The sequence below is a fragment of the Pseudomonas sp. genome, assembly GCF_041601375.1.
Lineage (GTDB): Bacteria > Pseudomonadota > Gammaproteobacteria > Pseudomonadales > Pseudomonadaceae > Aquipseudomonas.
In genome coordinates, this window is the sequence record NZ_JBFIIG010000087.1 from 1 (window position 1) to 17,007 (window position 17,007).

The 17,007-nt window shown below is 64.1% G+C and carries 13 protein-coding genes; 5 read left to right on the forward strand and 8 right to left on the reverse strand.

Features of this window, described 5'->3' with window-relative positions; translation table 11 throughout:
• Both ABZE94_RS12660 and ABZE94_RS12665 read right to left on the reverse strand, forming a co-directional pair.
• Positions 1-1,376: autotransporter assembly complex family protein (locus ABZE94_RS12660; protein WP_372875874.1), on the reverse strand; the 1,376-nt coding region annotated here is incomplete at its 3' end.
• A gap of 143 nt (positions 1,377-1,519) precedes the next feature.
• Positions 1,520-2,161, reverse strand: coding sequence for a GNAT family N-acetyltransferase (locus tag ABZE94_RS12665; protein WP_372875875.1), 642 nt, complete (start codon positions 2,159-2,161; stop codon positions 1,520-1,522).
• A gap of 144 nt (positions 2,162-2,305) precedes the next feature.
• On the opposite strand from ABZE94_RS12665, the gene xthA reads away from it, so the two are divergent.
• The 4 genes from xthA to ABZE94_RS12685 all read left to right on the forward strand — a co-directional run bounded on the left by xthA (position 2,306) and on the right by ABZE94_RS12685 (position 6,433).
• A complete protein-coding gene (xthA, locus tag ABZE94_RS12670) occupies positions 2,306-3,118 on the forward strand; it encodes an exodeoxyribonuclease III (RefSeq protein WP_372875876.1) in 813 nt (270 codons plus the stop codon).
• A 314-nt stretch (positions 3,119-3,432) separates the two neighbouring features.
• Positions 3,433-4,815 (forward strand): substrate-binding domain-containing protein, encoded by a 1,383-nt coding sequence (locus ABZE94_RS12675; protein ID WP_372875877.1) that lies wholly within the window; start codon positions 3,433-3,435, stop codon positions 4,813-4,815.
• Positions 4,816-5,257: 442 nt separating this feature from the next.
• Positions 5,258-6,238, forward strand: a complete 981-nt coding sequence (locus ABZE94_RS12680) for a TerC family protein (RefSeq protein ID WP_372875878.1) — start codon at positions 5,258-5,260, stop codon at positions 6,236-6,238.
• A 9-nt stretch (positions 6,239-6,247) separates the two neighbouring features.
• Entirely contained in the window at positions 6,248-6,433 is a 186-nt protein-coding gene (locus ABZE94_RS12685; RefSeq protein WP_372875879.1) for a hypothetical protein, read from the forward strand.
• A gap of 29 nt (positions 6,434-6,462) precedes the next feature.
• On the opposite strand, the gene ABZE94_RS12690 is transcribed toward ABZE94_RS12685, so the two are convergent.
• Together ABZE94_RS12690 and ABZE94_RS12695 are read right to left on the reverse strand one after the other, a co-directional pair.
• Positions 6,463-9,714, reverse strand: a complete 3,252-nt coding sequence (locus ABZE94_RS12690) for a DUF1631 family protein (protein ID WP_372875880.1) — start codon at positions 9,712-9,714, stop codon at positions 6,463-6,465.
• 227 nt (positions 9,715-9,941) lie between these two features.
• Entirely contained in the window at positions 9,942-11,150 is a 1,209-nt protein-coding gene (locus ABZE94_RS12695; RefSeq protein ID WP_372875881.1) for an acyl-CoA dehydrogenase, read from the reverse strand.
• A gap of 157 nt (positions 11,151-11,307) precedes the next feature.
• Between ABZE94_RS12695 and ABZE94_RS12700 the strand changes: the two genes are divergently transcribed.
• Positions 11,308-12,240: a LysR family transcriptional regulator gene (locus tag ABZE94_RS12700; protein ID WP_372875882.1), complete on the forward strand. Its 933-nt coding sequence runs from the start codon at positions 11,308-11,310 to the stop codon at positions 12,238-12,240.
• A 58-nt stretch (positions 12,241-12,298) separates the two neighbouring features.
• On the opposite strand, the gene ABZE94_RS12705 is transcribed toward ABZE94_RS12700, so the two are convergent.
• The 4 genes from ABZE94_RS12705 to ABZE94_RS12720 form a co-directional block, all read right to left on the reverse strand.
• On the reverse strand, positions 12,299-13,318 hold the full coding sequence (locus ABZE94_RS12705) for a LacI family DNA-binding transcriptional regulator (RefSeq protein WP_372875883.1): 1,020 nt from the start codon (positions 13,316-13,318) through the stop codon (positions 12,299-12,301).
• Between the two features lie 84 nt (positions 13,319-13,402).
• Positions 13,403-14,416, reverse strand: a complete 1,014-nt coding sequence (locus ABZE94_RS12710) for a TRAP transporter substrate-binding protein (protein ID WP_372875884.1) — start codon at positions 14,414-14,416, stop codon at positions 13,403-13,405.
• Positions 14,417-14,495: 79 nt separating this feature from the next.
• A complete protein-coding gene (locus ABZE94_RS12715) occupies positions 14,496-15,773 on the reverse strand; it encodes a TRAP transporter large permease subunit (RefSeq protein ID WP_372875885.1) in 1,278 nt (425 codons plus the stop codon).
• A 64-nt stretch (positions 15,774-15,837) separates the two neighbouring features.
• Positions 15,838-16,917 (reverse strand): gluconokinase, GntK/IdnK-type, encoded by a 1,080-nt coding sequence (locus ABZE94_RS12720; protein ID WP_372875886.1) that lies wholly within the window; start codon positions 16,915-16,917, stop codon positions 15,838-15,840.
• Positions 16,918-17,007 lie beyond the last annotated feature (90 nt).

Consider the following 17,007-nt stretch of genomic DNA (forward strand, 5'->3'; position numbering starts at 1 on the left):
AAACCACCGGACTCGGTGCCGCCGAACTGCACCCGGCCGAGCAGGCGATGCTTGTCCGCCAGGGTAGTCAAGCCTTTGAGCAGGACATTGCCGTGCAGCACGTCGGCATCGGAGAGCAGGCCGCGCTTGGCCGCCGACAGATCGAATTGCAGGCGATAGCCATGATTCGGATCGACCTGATTGTCGCTACGCAGGTATGCGTAGCTGATGCCGGGCATCAGCAAGGTGCTCACCCCGGAGTCGTCACCGAGCTTGTACTGCTCATGCTGCCACTTCAACGAGATGACCCGTTGCCAGCCACTGTCCAATTTGCTGTGCCACTCCGGCCCCACCGTCAGCAAGCGGCTGAGGCTGTCGGTGTCGGCCAGCTCTTCGTACTGGTAGCCACCGGCGTAGCGCAGCTTGTCGGTCAGCGGGGGATCACCGGGCACGTCGTACCACAGGCCGACGTTCTGCCGCGGCGCCGACAACTCCATCTCGGCGCCATAACTGTGGCCCTGCGGATTGGCCCAGTGACGCGTCCAGTTGGCGCGGCCACGGGGGCCGACATCGGTGGAATAGCCCAGCCCCAGTCCCATGCTGCGCGGCTTGCGTGTCTGCAACTGGACGCTGACCGGAATCCGCTGCTGCTCGGCGGCGCTCGGGTTGGCATCGACGTTCACCGTCTCGAAGTAACCACTGGAACGCAGCGCCTGGTACAGCTCGGCGATCAACTCGGAGTCATAGGGCGTGTCGGCGGTGAACGGCACCATGCGCTGCAGCAGTTGCGCCTCGAAGGGTGCATCGCCCTCGAAGCTCACGGCCCCAAACAGGAAGCGCGGGCCACTGTCGTAGATCAGTTCAATGTCGGCGACCCCGGCACGCGGATCGATACGCAGGCTCTGACGGGTGAAGCGCCCGGAAAAAAAACCATAGCGCAAGGCCTGGTTCTGGATCTGCCGCTTGGCCGCATCGTAACGACCGTGATTGAGTATCGCGCCGGCTTTGAGCCCGGGGGCGCTGGGCAGACGAAACTCGTCCAGTTGATTGGCCGGACCGTCGATGCGCAGGGTCACCTCACGCAGCCTGACCGGCTCGCCGGGAACGATGCGGATAGTCAGACGCAACGGATCGCCTTCGCTGACCTCGCTGACGATCTGCGCCTGGTAGTAACCCAGAGCCTGCGCGGCTTTCTCTGCCTGCGCCTCGGCCACCCGACGAAAACGCTGCAAGGCATCAAGGTCGCGCTCGCCCAGGCTACCGATATAGCCTTCCACGTTCTCCTTGAGCGCCGCATTGGCAGGCTGCACCCTGACCACCAGGCGCGCCTCGGCCACTACCGACGCGCTCAGCAGGAGCAGCGCCAATCCGGCGAAAAATGTGGGGAAGGTTCTCATACACAAGATGCTAGCACGTACCATGCGGCGGCCTAGAGCGCCTGGCAGTGTTCTCGCCGAGCTTTATTACCGCAATTCAGTCCCACGGGTGGGCTTCATTCAGCCCACCGACGCCAAACGCCAGCCTGCAGGCCAGCATACCTTCAAGCGCGGGCTTTGACGGCCTGCTGCGGGTTGGGATGGAAAAACACGTGCTCGATGATCGGGCCAACCGCCACTTCGCCGATCTCCTCGTAACCATGGCGCTTATAGAAATTCAGGTAATGCGGATTACCGGTGTCCAGCACCACGCCGAGCGAACCGGCATCCTCGGCACACCAATTGTGCAGGGCTTCGAGCAACTGCTCGCCGAGGTGCTGACCCTGAAACTCGGGGTGAACGCCAAGCAAGGGCAGTACGTGGTAAGGCCCGGGCGGCAAGCAGGCGAGGATGGCATCGTGGTATGCCAGATAGCGTTTGGTACAGCGAAAACCGGTGGTCAGCAACATGCGCATGCGCCAGCCCCAGCTCTCGGTGATATCCAGACGCCGCTGCGGGGGCGCGATCAGCGCCATGCCGATCAGGCGGTCATCGATAAGCAGACCAATCGCCGGCAGGTCCTCGTTGAAGTGCTGTTGCACCAACTCCCGTACGGTGGCGCGCACGCGCTGGTCATAACCAGGGCGTTCGGCTTCGAACAGATAAGAAAAGGTCGGCTCATGGCGATAGGCATGGTAGAGCAGCGAGCGCGCTTCGCGGGCATAACCGCTATCAAGCATACGGACTTCGGCAGGACTGTTCGGCATAGGGTGCGACCTCTGGCTTTTCTTGATCTACTTGGCCTGTAGCCACCCTAGCACCGCAACCCGGTGACAGCCAGAACTGGCCGCGAGGTCAGCGGATCGGCTAGCATCGGAGCTTTGCTACAACGACCCTAGGACTTGCCGCCCATGAAGATCGTCTCCTTCAATATCAATGGCCTGCGTGCGCGCCCACATCAATTGGCGGCCTTGATCGAGAAACACCAGCCGGACGTAATCGGCTTGCAGGAAACCAAAGTCGCCAACGAGCAATTCCCCGAGGCAGAGATTCGCAACCTCGGCTACCACGTGCACTACCACGGCCAGAAAGGCCATTACGGCGTCGCCCTGCTCTCGCGCCAGGAACCGTTGGCGTTGCACAAGGGTTTCCCCAACGATGGCGAGGACAGCCAGCGCCGCTTTATCTATGGCACCTTCGCCGACGCGCAGGGCAACCCGGTGACCGTGATGAACGGCTATTTCCCGCAAGGCGAAAACCGCGACCACCCGATCAAATTCCCCGCCAAGCAACGCTTCTACGCCGAGCTGCAGCAACTGTTGCACGACCAGTTCCAGCCAGAGCAGGCGCTAGTGGTGATGGGCGATATCAATATTTCGCCGGAAGACTGCGACATCGGCATCGGCGAAGAGAACCGCAAGCGCTGGCTCAGAACCGGCAAATGCAGCTTTCTGCCGGAAGAGCGCGAGTGGCTGGCCAGCCTGAAGAGCTGGGGCCTGGTCGACAGTTTCCGCCAGCTCAACCCCACGGTGAACGATCGCTTCAGCTGGTTCGACTACCGTAGCCGTGGTTTCGAGGACGACCCCAAGCGCGGCCTGCGCATCGATGTGATCCTGGCCTCGCCGCCTCTGCAATCGCGCTTCAAGGATGCAGGGATCGACTACGAGCTACGCGGCATGGAAAAGCCCTCGGACCATGCGCCGATCTGGCTGGAGCTGAGCTGAGCTGAGAGGTTGTGAAAAAACGCTCGGCTACTGCAAGCGCCTGCAGAGCCCAACGCTGCGACCCACTCCCTCGTGCAAGCCACAATCCGTAGGGTGCCACTCGCCGCAGGCAGTGCACCATTAGTTCACCGGCGCGGCACATCAAGCTGGCGGGCTGTCGCTGCGCTCCGAGGCCGCCCTACCGCCGAACGGATCGCCGGCCGCACCGCCAGCCTCGCCAGTACCGCAGGGCCAACGCCCCGCTGTCATATTCCAGTCATCTGTTGGTCTTATTGTCGCGGCATCTTCAATTGCCCTTACAAGGTGCCTACCGCATGTCGCGCGCCCTGCCTGCTTGTGATCAGTCAACCTGGAGCAGTACCTGCACCGGCCTGTTGCTCGGTTTCATCTGCTATGCCCTGCCCTGGTCGGTATTTGCCGATCTGCCGATCCCAACCGACAACGGCAGCGTCCTGCGTATCCAGGGTTCCAACACCATCGGCGCCACCCTTGGCCCTGCGCTGGTCAGGGGCTTGTTCGAAGAACAGGGCCTGAGCGCGATCCGCATCGAAGCCGGCGCCGCGGACAACGAACAGAAAATCATCGGCACCCGCAGCGACGGTCGCCGCGTGACCATCGAAGTCGCCGCCCATGGTTCCGGCACCGGCTTCACCGCCTTGCAGGATGGCAGCGCCGAGCTGGCCGCCTCCTCGCGGCCGATCAAGGCCAGTGAAGCCAGCGCCCTGGCGGCCCTGGGCGACCTGCACAGCCGGGATGCCGAGCAAGTCATTGCCATCGATGGCCTGGCCATTATCCTGCACCCGAGCAACCCGCTCGGCACGTTGCGCATCGAGCAATTGGCCCAGATCTTCTCTGGCGAGCTGCAGGACTGGGCGCAACTGGGCGGCCCAACCGGACCTATCACGCTGTACGCCCGCGATGACAATTCGGGCACCTACGACACCTTCAAGGAACTGGTGCTAAGTGCCAACGACGCAACCCTGGCGGCCAGCGCGCGACGCTTCGAGTCCAGCGAACAGCTGTCCGATGCGGTCAGCCAAGACCCGCACGGCATCGGCTTTATCGGCCTGCCCTACATTCGCCAGGCCAAAGCCGTGGCCATCGCCGCCGGCGAGTCGCAGGCGATGCTGCCCAGCACGACCCTGATCGCCACCGAGGACTACCCCCTGTCACGGCGGCTGTTTCTCTACAACCCGCCGGACTCGCCCACCCCCTGGGCCAAGGCGCTGATCGGTTTTGCCCAGAGCCCGCGCGGTCAGGCCATCGTCGCGCACAGCGGTTTTATCGCCCAGACCGTGCACGCGATAAAGGTCGCCCCGGACAGCGCCATGCCCGAGACCTATCAGACCCTGGCCCGTGAGGCGCAGCGCCTGTCGCTGAACTTTCGCTTCCAGCAAGGCAGCGCGGTGCTGGACAACAAGGCCCAGCGCGACCTCGAACGACTGCTCGCCTACCTGACAGCGCAGGACAAGCAGCACCGCAAAGTGGTGCTGGTGGGTTTCGGCGACCCCAAGGCCGATCCGGCCAGAGCCAAGTTGCTGTCCAAGCTGCGGGCCATGGCCGTGCGCCGCGAACTGGCCCGGCACGGGGTGATTTTCCGCCAGATTAGCGGGCTCGGCGACGAGCTGCCGGTGGCCGCCAACGACGCCGATGACGGGCGGATCAAGAACCGCCGCGTCGAGGTCTGGGTTTACTGACCGCGATCCCGAGGCCCAGGACCACGCGGCATTGGCGCCGGTCGTCGTGGGCATCACCCGCTCCCGCAAGGTTCGCGGCCAAAGCTCCTCCTGCGGGTCAGCGGCGGCTAGCAGAAAGGCCTTCGCCACCCAACCCGTAGCCGCGGCCACCCGGCTTCGCGTCTCGACGTTCCCACGCCAGCCGCGATGCGCATGTGGAGCGGTCTTGACCGCGAGCGGCGTCGACCTTTTAAGCCGCGTAGGTCGAGCCTGTCATCGAGTCGCCAGTGCCCGTGCCGGTCGTTCTTTCTGCCCATGCGTCTGCGCCAGGCGCTTGCAACCCAAGGCCACGGCTTCTAGCCTTGATTCATGTGACACCGGGCCCCTCTGGCGGTGAGTTGCTCACCGTGATGTCGGAGTCACTAAGTTGGTTCTCAACTTAGGCTGATAGCAGGGAGGGCTCATGAACGCTCTGCAGGCTTTGTTTACCGGCTCCTTTCTTGGCACGCCTGCCTGGTTCTGGCTGGCCTTTATCACCATTGTCCTGGCGCTACTGGTGTTCGACCTCGGCGTGCTGCATCGCGACCAACACGAAATCGAAATGCGCGAAAGCCTGCTGCTGTACAGCGGCTACTTCAGCGCGGGCCTGCTGTTCGGCGGCTGGATCTGGTGGCAGTTGGGTGCCAACAAGGCGCTGGAGTTCTATACCGGCTTTCTGGTCGAGCAATCGTTGTCGATGGACAACGTGTTCGTCATGGCGATGATCCTCGGTTTCTTCGCTATTCCGCGGCGCTATCAGCACCGAGTGCTGTTCTGGGGCATCCTCGGGGTCATAGTGCTGCGCGCGATCATGATCGGTCTGGGCACGGCGCTGGTGCAGCGCTTCGACTGGGTCCTCTACGTATTCGGCGCCTTTCTGCTGCTGACCGGGGTGAAGATGCTGTTCAGCCGCGAGCTGCAACATCCGGACCTGACACAAAACCCTGTGCTGAAATTCTTGCGCCGGCACATTCGCGTCACCGATGAGCTGCATGAGGGGCGCTTTCTCGTGCGCCTGCGCGACCCGGTCAGTGGCAAGCTGTTGCGCTACGCCACCCCGCTGCTGCTGGCGCTGGTACTGATCGAGCTGGCTGATCTGGTCTTCGCGGTGGACAGTGTGCCCGCGGTATTTGCCATCACCCAGGATCCGTTTATCGTCTACACCTCGAACATCTTCGCGATCCTCGGCTTGCGCGCGCTGTACTTCGCCCTGGCCGCACTGATGCACCGCTTCATCTACCTGAAATACGCGTTGGCGTTGGTACTGATCTTTATCGGCGGGAAGATTTTCCTGCACGGGTTCATCGGCAAGATTCCCGCCGTGGTCTCACTTGGCGTAACCTTCTGCCTGCTGGCAGGCGGGGTGCTGCTGTCCCTGCTGAAGACCCGCAACAAGTTGCCATGAGGGTGCTGGATGGATGTACGAATCGAGAATCTACAGCGCCAGGGCCGCACGCTCTGGCAAGTGCGCATGGGCCCGCGCGGCGTAACCTTCGATAAGGAACTGGCGGCCCGTACCTTTGCCGCTCAACTGCACCAACGCCTGCTCTGGTTACGCGAGCTCGCCGAATCCGAGCCCGACGATCGTCAGCCGCGCTGACCCGGTTTTTGAACGACGCACCGCAGGCCTCACCCAGCCCGCTCATTCGACCCCTTGAGGCACTCGCCCAAGGGCCGCGGGTACTCGACGCCGTAGCCTTGTACATAGTCGACGCCTAACTCGGCCAGACACTCGCGGATTCCGACGGTTTCGACGTACTCGGCAATGGTTTTGCGGCCGAGCAAATGAGCGATCTCATTGATCGATTTGACCATCGCCAGATCACTTGGCGAGCGTTCGATCTCCCGGACGAAACTGCCATCGATCTTGACGAAGTCCACGGGCAGCCGCTTGAGGTACTCGTAGGAGGAAAAGCCGGTGCCAAAGTCATCGATGGCGAATGTGCAGCCCAGACGCTGCAGATAACGCACCAGGTCGGCGGTTTTGGTCAGGTTGGCCACCGCGGCGGTTTCGGTGATTTCGAAACGGATTCGCTCCGGCGGCACCGGGTAATCCTCGAACAGGGTTTCGATGAACTGCAGCAGCTTGTCGTCATTCAGGCTGCTGCCGGATAGATTGATCGATACCCCGCTTGCATGCGTCCAGAAGTTCGGATGTTGCGCCAGCTCGGTGAACACCCGCTTGAGTACCCAGCGGTCGACCTTGGTCATGCGGTCATAGCGCTCGGAGGCGGTAATGAAGTCGAGCAGAGTGACGTCATTCTCCATGACCAACAACACTTCATAATGCGGCAACTGGTCGTGCAGCCCGCCCGCAGGGGCAATTTGCTGCACGCGCAGACTGAGTTCGCCGCGCTCGATGATGTCGTCCACCTGCCCGGCTATGGCCATCAGCCCGGTGTGCACGCCATCGATCTCATCGGTATAGGTGTGCACACAGTTGCGCCCCGACTCCTTCGCGGTGGCGCACGCCGTTTGCAGGTCGCGAAACAGATTGATCACATCGTGGCGCTCGCTCTTCAGTACGATCCCCACACTCATGGTGGCCGTGTGCGAACGCCCCTCCCACTCGAATACACTGGCCTCGGTAGCGGCCCGCAAGCGTTCGGCCAGTTGGCCGGCCTGATGTTCATCTGGCTGGGTCAGGGCCACGGCGAAATCCGCCCCGCCGATGCGCGCCAAGGTCGCCGTCTCGGGCAATTGGGCCGCCAGCAACTCGGCAATCTGCTTGAGATAGGCGTCGGCCGCCACATGGCCTAAACGGGAATTCAACAGGCCGAACTGGTCGATATGCCCATAGATGAAGGCATTCTTCTCCTGGGACGCCAGGGCCTGGGCGATCGCCGTCTCGAAACTGCGGCGATTGAGCAAGCCGGTGAGCTCGTCGTGGCTGCGCGCATGGGCGATATCGCGGTACAGATTGCCGACGATATCCTCCAGGTGTTTCTGAATCACGCCACCGCCATGCGGTTCGGGCGCCGACGCCCCCAGCCAACCTGAGGCGAATCTGGCGATCAATTCATCGCTGGTGAGGCTACCGGCTTCGCGACCCTGGCGGTCCACCAGGATGTAGTGATCGGTGAGCGAATTGGCCCAGACCAACTGTAGGTACTGACCATTCGGGGTCACCAACCAGTCGCCGGCGCTGAGTTGCTGCACCCGCTCCCGCCAGCGTTGCTGGTCAGGCGAGTAACGCGGCGCGGGCTGCGTCGCCACGGGGGACGGCAAGTCGACCAGTTCGACCGGCTGATCGCCGACCAGTTGCTCGTGCAATTGCTTGAGCACCGGGGTTTGGCGGAATTGTCCGGGCAGGAAACTCTCCATGCGCTTGCGCAGCAACTCCAGCACCGGCTCGGTCTCGAACGCCCGCTCGACCCGGCTGGCACTGTAACCCCAGGAATTCGCGTCGGCCTGCAACCAGCCGTTGAGCTGGCGCAACACGGCCAGATCATCGAGCCACTCGAAGCTTTCTTCGCCCTGACGGATCAGCTCGTGGACCAGTAATTCGCGCCAGCCGATGTCCAGCCAGTCGAGCAGTACCCGCGGTGCCTGCCGGCCGAACAGTTTCGACAGTTCATGATCGACATGCAGCCTGGCTTGCTCGAGCACATCTCGCCCACGGATGTACTGGCGCACGCGATCGGCGTTATTGCTGTAGGCGCGCCGTTGCACCGCCAGCAGTTGCTCAAGCTCCTGGTCGCAGCGCATGAACACGTTGCTGTCACCGCTGTAGTCGGCGACGATGCCGTCGATCAACTGCTGTACCCGGTCCTCGAGAATCTGGTTGGGCGGATCGGAAAAATCACAGAGCTGCATCATCTTGTCCAAGGTAGCGCGGACGGGATGGGTGGAGTCGGCAAAGGCGGCGGGATCGAGCATGGAGGCCTGAACGACCGGCACCATGAGCCGGCGCAGGGCCGGTTTGACGTTGCTGGCAATCGCGCTTTCCTGCTCGATGTGCTGGAACAACTCGGCCACCACCCCGGCGTCCGCGCTCTGCCGCGGCGACAGCACGGCGCCGGCCGCGCCCAACTCCTGCAGAAAAGTATCCGCCGACCAGCCTTGCTCAGGCGGGGTGAGCTGCTGCAGCTTGCCCAGCGCCGCCTGCAGCAAGGAGGCATCCGCTGCGGCCTCGACAGCGGCGCGCTCGCCCTCGGCCGCAGAGTCCGCGCCTACTGCACGCAAGTGTTCGATTGCCCGGTAAGGCGCATCCGGTGCTGCGCTGGGCGGCGCGCGGCGGCGTTCCTGAACGGGAAGCACCACCGGATCGATAAGCGGCTCTATCTGGAAACGCTCGAAGACCTCGTCCACCTGCTCGAAATAGACCTTGAGGTCACTGGCGAGGACCTGCGCCGCTGCCGTGTAGAACAGCTCGCGGACCTGGGCCGGCTGCTCGCGCAGGTGCAATTGCGCCTGCAACGTGCGCACCATGAACTCCAACGACAGCGGGCTTTCCCGGTCTTTCGCTTGCACGCCGGCGGCTGAATTCAACTTGGCACAACTGCGCCACTCCAGTACGCCCAAGGGCTCGCGCAACTGGCGCACCAGGCGGCGCGCCTCAAGCATCTCTTCCACCTCGCCATCATCGACCAGCTGCCACTGGCTGGCGTCCGTCGGTGCCTGGGCCTGGGCGATGATGCCGGCTGGCAGCAAGGCACGGATGGTCTTGACCGTTTCGACGATGGCCCGCTGACGCAGGGATGTGCTCAGGCGCAGAAAATCCTCGCAGGCCTGGGCCTCCTGGTTGCTGCGTGCCAACAGACGCTGTTCATTCAAGGCCTGAATGGTGGCGTCGATCACCCCCTCCAGACAGTGGGGCAGATAAGTAGCCACCACCTGCCCCAAGGCAGCCGTCACTGGCGATTGCTGCTGCGTCTGCATCCCTCCCCCTCACGCCCTATATCTGCTCCAAGTGCGACAGGCTTGCGCTACCGCAGATGAACTATAGACGGCGGGGCGCCGCGCTGCATGTCAGGCATTCTTCGGCCGTACGGCAAGGGGGACGGGCCGTAGCGCGCAGACCGAGTGGCGCCGCAACAACGACAAGACCCGCACGATTGGCGGGCCTTGTCTTCGACGTTGCGGCCTCGATGGCCGCGGCAGCGCGGTTACCTCGCCATGTATTTGCCGATCTCGAACTTGCCGATCGCCGCCCGGTGCACTTCGTCCGGGCCGTCGGCCAGACGCAGGGTGCGCTGCATGGCGTACCAGTAGGCCAGCGGGAAGTCATTGGAGACCCCGGCACCGCCGTGGATCTGGATCGCGCGGTCGATCACCTTGAGCGCGACGTTCGGCGCCACCACCTTGATCTGGGCGATTTCGCTGGCGGCGATCTTGTTGCCGACGGTGTCCATCATATAGGCCGCATTCAGGGTCAACAGGCGCGCCATGTTGATCTCCATGCGCGAGTCGGCGATGTGGTCGATGTTGCCGCCCAGGCGTGCCAGCGGCCTGCCGAAGGCGGTACGCTCGATCGAGCGCTGGCACATCAGTTTCAGCGCGCGCTCGGCCATGCCGATCGAGCGCATGCAGTGGTGGATACGGCCCGGGCCGAGGCGGCCCTGGGCGATCTCGAAGCCGCGACCCTCACCGAGCAGCACGTTCTCGTAGGGCACCCTTACGTTCTCGAACAAGACTTCGGCATGGCCATGCGGTGCGTCGTCGTAGCCGAACACCGGCAGCGGACGCAGCATCTTCACCCCGGGGGCGTCCATCGGCACCAGGATCATCGAATGCTGCTGGTGGCGCGGCGCGTCGGGATTGGTCAGGCCCATGAAGATCATGATCTTGCAGCGTGGGTCGCAGGCGCCGGAGGTCCACCACTTGCGCCCGTTGATCACCCACTCGTCACCCTCGCGCACGGCGCTGGCTTCCATGTTGGTGGCATCCGATGAGGCCACGCCCGGCTCGGTCATGGCGAAGGCCGAGCGGATCTCGCCGGCCAGCAGCGGCTTGAGCCATTGCTCCTTCTGCGCCTCGTTGGCGTAGCGCACCAGCACTTCCATGTTGCCGGTGTCCGGCGCGGCGCAGTTGAACGGCTCGGCACCGATCAGCGAGCTGCCCATGATTTCCGCGAGTGGCGCGTATTCGGTGTTGGTCAGGCCGGCGCCCAGTTCCGACTCCGGCAGGAACAGGTTCCACAGGCCTTCGGCTTTGGCCTTGGCTTTCAGCTCCTCCATGATCGCGGTCGGCTGCCAGCGGTCGCCTTGATTGACCTGCTGTTCGAAAACGGCCTCGGCCGGATAGACGTGGGTCTCCATGAACGCGCTGACGCGCTCACGCAGTTCCTGAACCTTGGGGGAGTAGGCGAAATCCATGGGAGCTACCTTCTGCGGGCTGATTTGGTGAGGTGTTCGATCTGAAAATGATGCTAGAACAGGGCCTAAGATTTATCTAACCTATTCTCAGCGTGTATAAACATTCATCACCGATATATGATTCACTAATACCGACAACCCTCGGAGCGCTCGCGGAATGAATCTGAACAAGGTCGACCTCAACCTCTTTATCGTCTTCGATGCCATCTACACCGAGGCCAATCTGACCCGTGCCGGGCAGATCGTCGGCATCACCCAGCCCGCCGTGTCCAACGCCCTCGCCCGCCTGCGCGAAACCTTCAACGACCCCTTGTTCGTGCGCACCGCCCAGGGCATGGTGCCCACGCCGATGGCGCAGAACATCATCGGCCCGGTGCGCAGCGCCTTGCAGCAACTGCGTATCTCGGTGCAGGAAAGCCGCATCTTCAACCCGGCCCAGGCCAACAAGACCTACCGCATCAGCATGACCGACCTCACCGAGGCGGTGGTATTGCCCTCCCTGTTCCAGCGCCTGCGCCGCCTGGCGCCGAATGTCAGCCTCGAAAGCATGCTTGCCCGCCGGCGCGACACCACCAAGGAGCTGGCCGCCGGCCGACTCGACTTCGCCGTCGATGCGCCGCTCAACACCGACCCCCAGGTGCGCCACGTCAAGATGATGGAAGACCGCTACGTCTGCGCCATGCGCAGGGGCCACCCGCTGGCCAAGGACAAGATCAGCCTGGACGAATACCTGTCGCTGACCCACATCCAGATTTCCAGCCGCCGCAGCGGCCTCGGCTATATCGACCTGTCGCTGGGCAAGATGGGCCTGAAGCGCCGGGTCGCCCTGCGTTCGCAGCATTACCTGATGGCCTCCACCGTGCTGCAGAGCACCGACATGGCCATCACCGTGCCGGAGCGCTTCGCCCGGCGCAACGACCTGCATTACATGGAGCTGCCGGTCAGCGACGTACCGGCCCTGGAAACCCACCTGTACTGGCACGAGAGCACCGACCAGGATCCGGCCAACCGCTGGATGCGCGAGCAGATCATCGAGATCTGCCAGCACGTCATCGCCCAGGAAAAGAAACTCGAGAAGGCCGCGAGTTAGCGTGGCAAGGCATCGATGAAAAAGCCCCGGATCCGGGGCTTTTTCATGGCTATTGACCTCAAGCGCTGTCGCGCAGCACCAGTTCAAACCCCACGTCGATGCAGTGCGCGGCCGGCTGTTCGCCGCGCATCAGGGTCAGCAGCATGTCCCCGGCCAGTTGGCCGATGCGCCCGCGGATGGTGCGCACCGTGGTCAGCGCCGGATGTACCCAAGCGGCGGCCGGCAGGTCGTTGAAGCCGGCGATGGCCAGGCGTTGTGGCACCGCCAGATCGAGCTGGCGAGCGCGAAACAGGGCGCCCAGGGCCAGGTCGTCGTTGTTGAAGAACACCGCGTCTATCTCTGGGTGCTGCGCCAGCAGGCGGTCGAGCAGATTGGCGCCCAGGCCGATCGAGGACAGCTCCGGGGTGAGCAGTTCCAGGCTCGGGTTGTAACGCCCGTGCGCCCGCATGCACTGTCGATAGCCCTCGGCACGTTGCAGGGTGCGCGGGTCGAGCTGGGCGGCGGCGAAGGCGATATGCCGGTAGCCGCGCTCGATCAATGCGTTGGTCATGGCCGCGCCGGCATCCAGTTGCGAGAAGCCGACGCAGTATTCGTCCTCGGCATCGCTCAACTCCATCATGGTGACGATGGGGCCGCGGCAACCGCCGAGAATTTCCCGCGCCGTGTCGCTGCGCTCGAAGCCGGTGAGCAACAGGCCGGCCGGCTGGTGCGCCAGGTAGGAGCGCAGCAGGCGCTCGTCCTCCTCGGGACGGTAGTGGCTGACGCCGATCATCATCTCGAAACCGGCGGGCATCAACACCCGCTGGATCGCCTCGACGGTGTCGACGAACACCGAGTTGGACAGCGACGGGATCAGCACCGCCACCAGATTGGATTTGGAACTGGCCAGCGCCCGCGCCGCCGGATTCGCCACGTAGCCCAGCGCCTTGGCCGCCTGCATGACCTGCGCGCGCAGCGCATCGGAAACCCGCTCCGGCTGCGACAAGGCGCGCGAGGCGGACATCAGCGAGCAGCCGGCGGCCTTGGCCACATCGGACAGGGTGACGCGTTCGGCGGAGCGACGACGGCGTGGACTCATGGCTACTTCCCTGGAAAAGGCAGGCGATTCTAGCAGGCGCGGCGGTCGGCCCGACAGCGGCCGGCCGACCGCCATGCAGGGCCCTTATTCCGGCACCTTGGCCAGCTCGGCCTGCACCTGATCGAACAGCGGCTGGCCGACCGTATCGATCACCTGCTGGATCGCCGGCTGGGCCCGTTCGCGCATGCGCTGAACCTCGGCGGCGCTGATCTGGTTGACCTGCATGCCGTTGTCCTTGAGCTGGGCCAGGGCCTTGGCCGCCTCGGCGCGGGTGTCCTGGCGCTCGAAATCGCGGGCCTTGATCGCCGCCTCCATGATGATGCCCTGCTCGGTCTGCGACAGACCGTCCCACCAGCGCTTGGACGCGGTGACGATCCACGGGCTGTAGACGTGGTTGGTCACGGTCAGGTACTTCTGCACCTCGAAGAACTTCGACGAGAGGATGGTGTTGAAGGGGTTTTCCTGGCCATCCACCGCCTTGGTCTCCAGTGCGGTGAACAGCTCGGAGAACGGCAGCGGCACGGCGTTGGCGCCCATCAGCTTGAAGGTCTCGAGGAACACCGGGTTGGGCATCACGCGCAGCTTGATCCCGGAGAAATCCTCCAGTTTGGTGATCGGCCGGACGTTGTTGGTCATGTTGCGGAAACCGTTCTCCCAGTAGACCAGGCCGACCAGGCCCTTCTCTTCCAGCTTGTCCATCACCTGACGCCCGACCGGGCCGTCCAGCACCGCATCGGCCTGCTGCTCGCGGGTGAACAGGAACGGCGTGTCCCACACCGCCATTTCCTGGGTGATGCCGACCAGGGTGGCGGTGGAGCCGACCATCATTTCCTGGGCGCCGCCGATCAGCGCGCTCTGCATCTGGTCGTCCGAACCCAGGCTGGCCGCGGCATAGGTGCGCATCTTCAATTTGCCTGCGGAGGCCTTGGCGACTTCCTCGGCGAACAGCTTGGCCGCCCGGCCTTGGTTGCTCTGTTCGTTGAGCCCGTAGCCAAAGCGAATCATCCGCGAACGGACTTCATCGGCCTGGGCGGTGAGCGTGGCCAGCGGGCTGAACAACATGGCCGCAGCCAGAACGGTGATCAGTGGACGTTTCATCAGCGAGTGCCTCTTATTGTTGTGGAAGGTACAACGGGGGTGCCCGGCGGCGTGCCAGCGGGCGTGGAAAACAACGAATTCAGCGCAACCATGCCAGCGGCACCGTGACGATGGCCGGAAAGGCGATCAGCAGCGCGACTATGCCCAGGTAGATGAGGAAGAACGGCATCACCCCGCGCACCAGGATCTCCATGCGCAGCCTGCCGATACCGCCGACCACGTTGAGCACCGTGCCCACCGGCGGGGTGATCAGGCCGATGGAACCGATCAGCACGAACATCACGCCGAAGTACACCGGATCGATGCCGGCCTTGACCGCGATAGGCGCCAGCACCGGCGCCAGGATCAGGATGGTCGGGGTCAGGTCGAGGACCATGCCCACCGCGATCATCAGCAGCATGATCGCCAGCATCAGCAGATGCGGATGGTCGAGCAGCGGACCGAGCATGGCGCCGATTTCCTCGGGCAGCTGGGCCAGGGTCACCATATAGGCCGACACCGTGGCCGCGGCGCAGAGGAACATCACCGAGGCGGTGGTGCGGCTGGCGCGGGTCAGGGTCTCGCTCAGCGCCGCCCAGTTCAGCTCGCGATAGAGCAGGGTCGACACCGCCAGGGCATAGACCGCCGCCACCACCGCCGCCTCGGTCGGGGTGAATATGCCGAAGCGCAGGCCGCCGACGATGATCACCGGCAGCATCAGCGCCGCGGCGCCATCCACCAGCACATGGCGGCGTTCGGCCTTGCTCGCCTTGGGCGGGGTCGGTTCGGTGAAGCCGCGGGCGATCAGGGTCCAGGCGAAGATCAGGCCGACGCCCATGATCAGGCCCGGCACCAGACCGGCCATGAACAGCTGACTGATCGAGGTATTGGTCACCACGCCGTAGATCACGAAGGGCATCGACGGCGGAATGATCGGCGCGATGATGCCGCCGGCCGCCACCAGGCCGGCCGAGGCATGCAGCGGATAACCGCGCTGGCGCATCATCGGCAGCAACAGGGTGGCCAGCGCCGCGGTATCGGCCAGGGCCGAGCCGGACATGCTCGCCAGCAGCACCGCCGCGGCGATCGCCACATAGCCGAGGCCGCCGCGCAAATGGCCGAAGTAGGCCTGGGCCATGGCGATGATGCGCCTGGAGATGCCGCCGGCGTTCATCAACTCGCCAGCCAGGATAAAGAAGGGCACGGCCAGCAGCGGAAAGCTGTCGGCGCCGGCGAGCAGGTTCTGCGCCAGCAGCTGGACGTCCCAGAACTGCAGATACCACATCAGCACCGCGCCGGTGAGAATCAGGGCGAAGGCGATGGGCATGCCGAAGGACATGAACCCCAGCAGTGAAGCAAGGAAGACAGCGACGGTCATCAGCGGGTCCTCGGTGGGCAGTGCCCGATCTTGTTATGGAAAGAATGCAACGCGAAAAAATCGCTTAATCGGCCGTGACGTTGGCCAGCGCCGCGGCCTGCTCGCGTGGTCGACGCCAGACGTTGACCAGCTGCACCAGCGCCAACAGCGCCAGCACCGCCATGCTGGCCAACACCGGGATCATCGCCAGCACCACCGGGTAACCGACCACCGTGCTGTGGTTGCCCCAGCCGTACTGCACCTGGCTCCAGGCGCCCAGGGCCGAGAGCAGGCTGGCGACTATCACCAGCAGCCAGCTGGCCGAGTCGAGCAAACGGCGGGCGGCATGGGGAAAGCGGTCGCGGATCATGCGAAAGCTCATCAGTTCGCCGCGGCGCATGCTCGAGGCCACGCCGACGAACACCAGCCAGACGAAGGCCAGGCGCGACAGCTCCTCGACGCCGGCCCAGCCGGTGCCGAAGGCATAGCGCAGCACGACGTTGATGAATACGGCGACCACCATGAAGGCCATCAAGCCAGCCATCAGGCCGTCGGTGAGGCGGTCGAACAGCTGCGCCAGCCCGCCGCTGTAGATCGGTTCGGCAGTCAGTTGCGGCCCATGGTTAGCGCTATCAAACGGCTGCGCAGAAAGATCCACCTGCGCTTCGATCTCCCCACCCGTGGCATCGCGGCGCACCCAGGCACAGATCTGCTCGACCACCTCTGCGCGACTCTGGGCGGCGCTGACGCTGAACACATGGGGTTCGTCGCGGGGCGATTCGAGGGTGGTGAACTGGCTGTCGACCAGCGAGATCGGCATGAAATGCCCGGGGCGAGCCCCCACCCGCTGCAAGGCGGTAGCCCGATCGATATCCAGATGGGCGAACTGCAAGCCCGGCACGGCGGCGCGCAGCCGCTCGCGGTAGCTGCGTTTGAGCGCCGAACAGGCGAGCACGAAGCCCTCTCCCACGGCCTGCGCGGCCTGCATCTCGACGATCAGCGCATCCAGCCAGTGAATCCGGTCGTCATCGGTGAGGGCAGTGCCGGCGCGCATCCGCTCGACGTTTGCCTCGGGATGGAACTGATCGGCTTCGATATGCCGCCAGACAAGCTCACGGGCCACGGCCTGGCTGATCTCGCTCTTGCCGGAGCCACTGACGCCCATGACCACCAGGGTGCGGCGTGCCGCAATGACGGCGGGGGCAGGATTGACTGTCTGCATGGGTTCTCCAGGGCACCCATGGGGCGGGGCCGT

What these genes read in the sequence shown, in the direction of transcription:
- xthA (WP_372875876.1), top strand. Translation starts at nt 2,306, where the DNA reads ATGAAGATCGTCTCCTTCAATATCAATGGCCTGCGTGCGCGCCCACAT.
- ABZE94_RS12675 (WP_372875877.1), top strand. Translation starts at nt 3,433, where the DNA reads ATGTCGCGCGCCCTGCCTGCTTGTGATCAGTCAACCTGGAGCAGTACC.
- ABZE94_RS12665 (WP_372875875.1), bottom strand. Translation starts at nt 2,161, where the DNA reads ATGCCGAACAGTCCTGCCGAAGTCCGTATGCTTGATAGCGGTTATGCC.
- ABZE94_RS12720 (WP_372875886.1), bottom strand. Translation starts at nt 16,917, where the DNA reads ATGGGCGTCAGTGGCTCCGGCAAGAGCGAGATCAGCCAGGCCGTGGCC.
- ABZE94_RS12715 (WP_372875885.1), bottom strand. Translation starts at nt 15,773, where the DNA reads ATGACCGTCGCTGTCTTCCTTGCTTCACTGCTGGGGTTCATGTCCTTC.
- ABZE94_RS12680 (WP_372875878.1), top strand. Translation starts at nt 5,258, where the DNA reads ATGAACGCTCTGCAGGCTTTGTTTACCGGCTCCTTTCTTGGCACGCCT.
- ABZE94_RS12710 (WP_372875884.1), bottom strand. Translation starts at nt 14,416, where the DNA reads ATGAAACGTCCACTGATCACCGTTCTGGCTGCGGCCATGTTGTTCAGC.
- ABZE94_RS12705 (WP_372875883.1), bottom strand. Translation starts at nt 13,318, where the DNA reads ATGAGTCCACGCCGTCGTCGCTCCGCCGAACGCGTCACCCTGTCCGAT.
- ABZE94_RS12690 (WP_372875880.1), bottom strand. Translation starts at nt 9,714, where the DNA reads ATGCAGACGCAGCAGCAATCGCCAGTGACGGCTGCCTTGGGGCAGGTG.
- ABZE94_RS12685 (WP_372875879.1), top strand. Translation starts at nt 6,248, where the DNA reads ATGGATGTACGAATCGAGAATCTACAGCGCCAGGGCCGCACGCTCTGG.
- ABZE94_RS12695 (WP_372875881.1), bottom strand. Translation starts at nt 11,150, where the DNA reads ATGGATTTCGCCTACTCCCCCAAGGTTCAGGAACTGCGTGAGCGCGTC.
- ABZE94_RS12700 (WP_372875882.1), top strand. Translation starts at nt 11,308, where the DNA reads ATGAATCTGAACAAGGTCGACCTCAACCTCTTTATCGTCTTCGATGCC.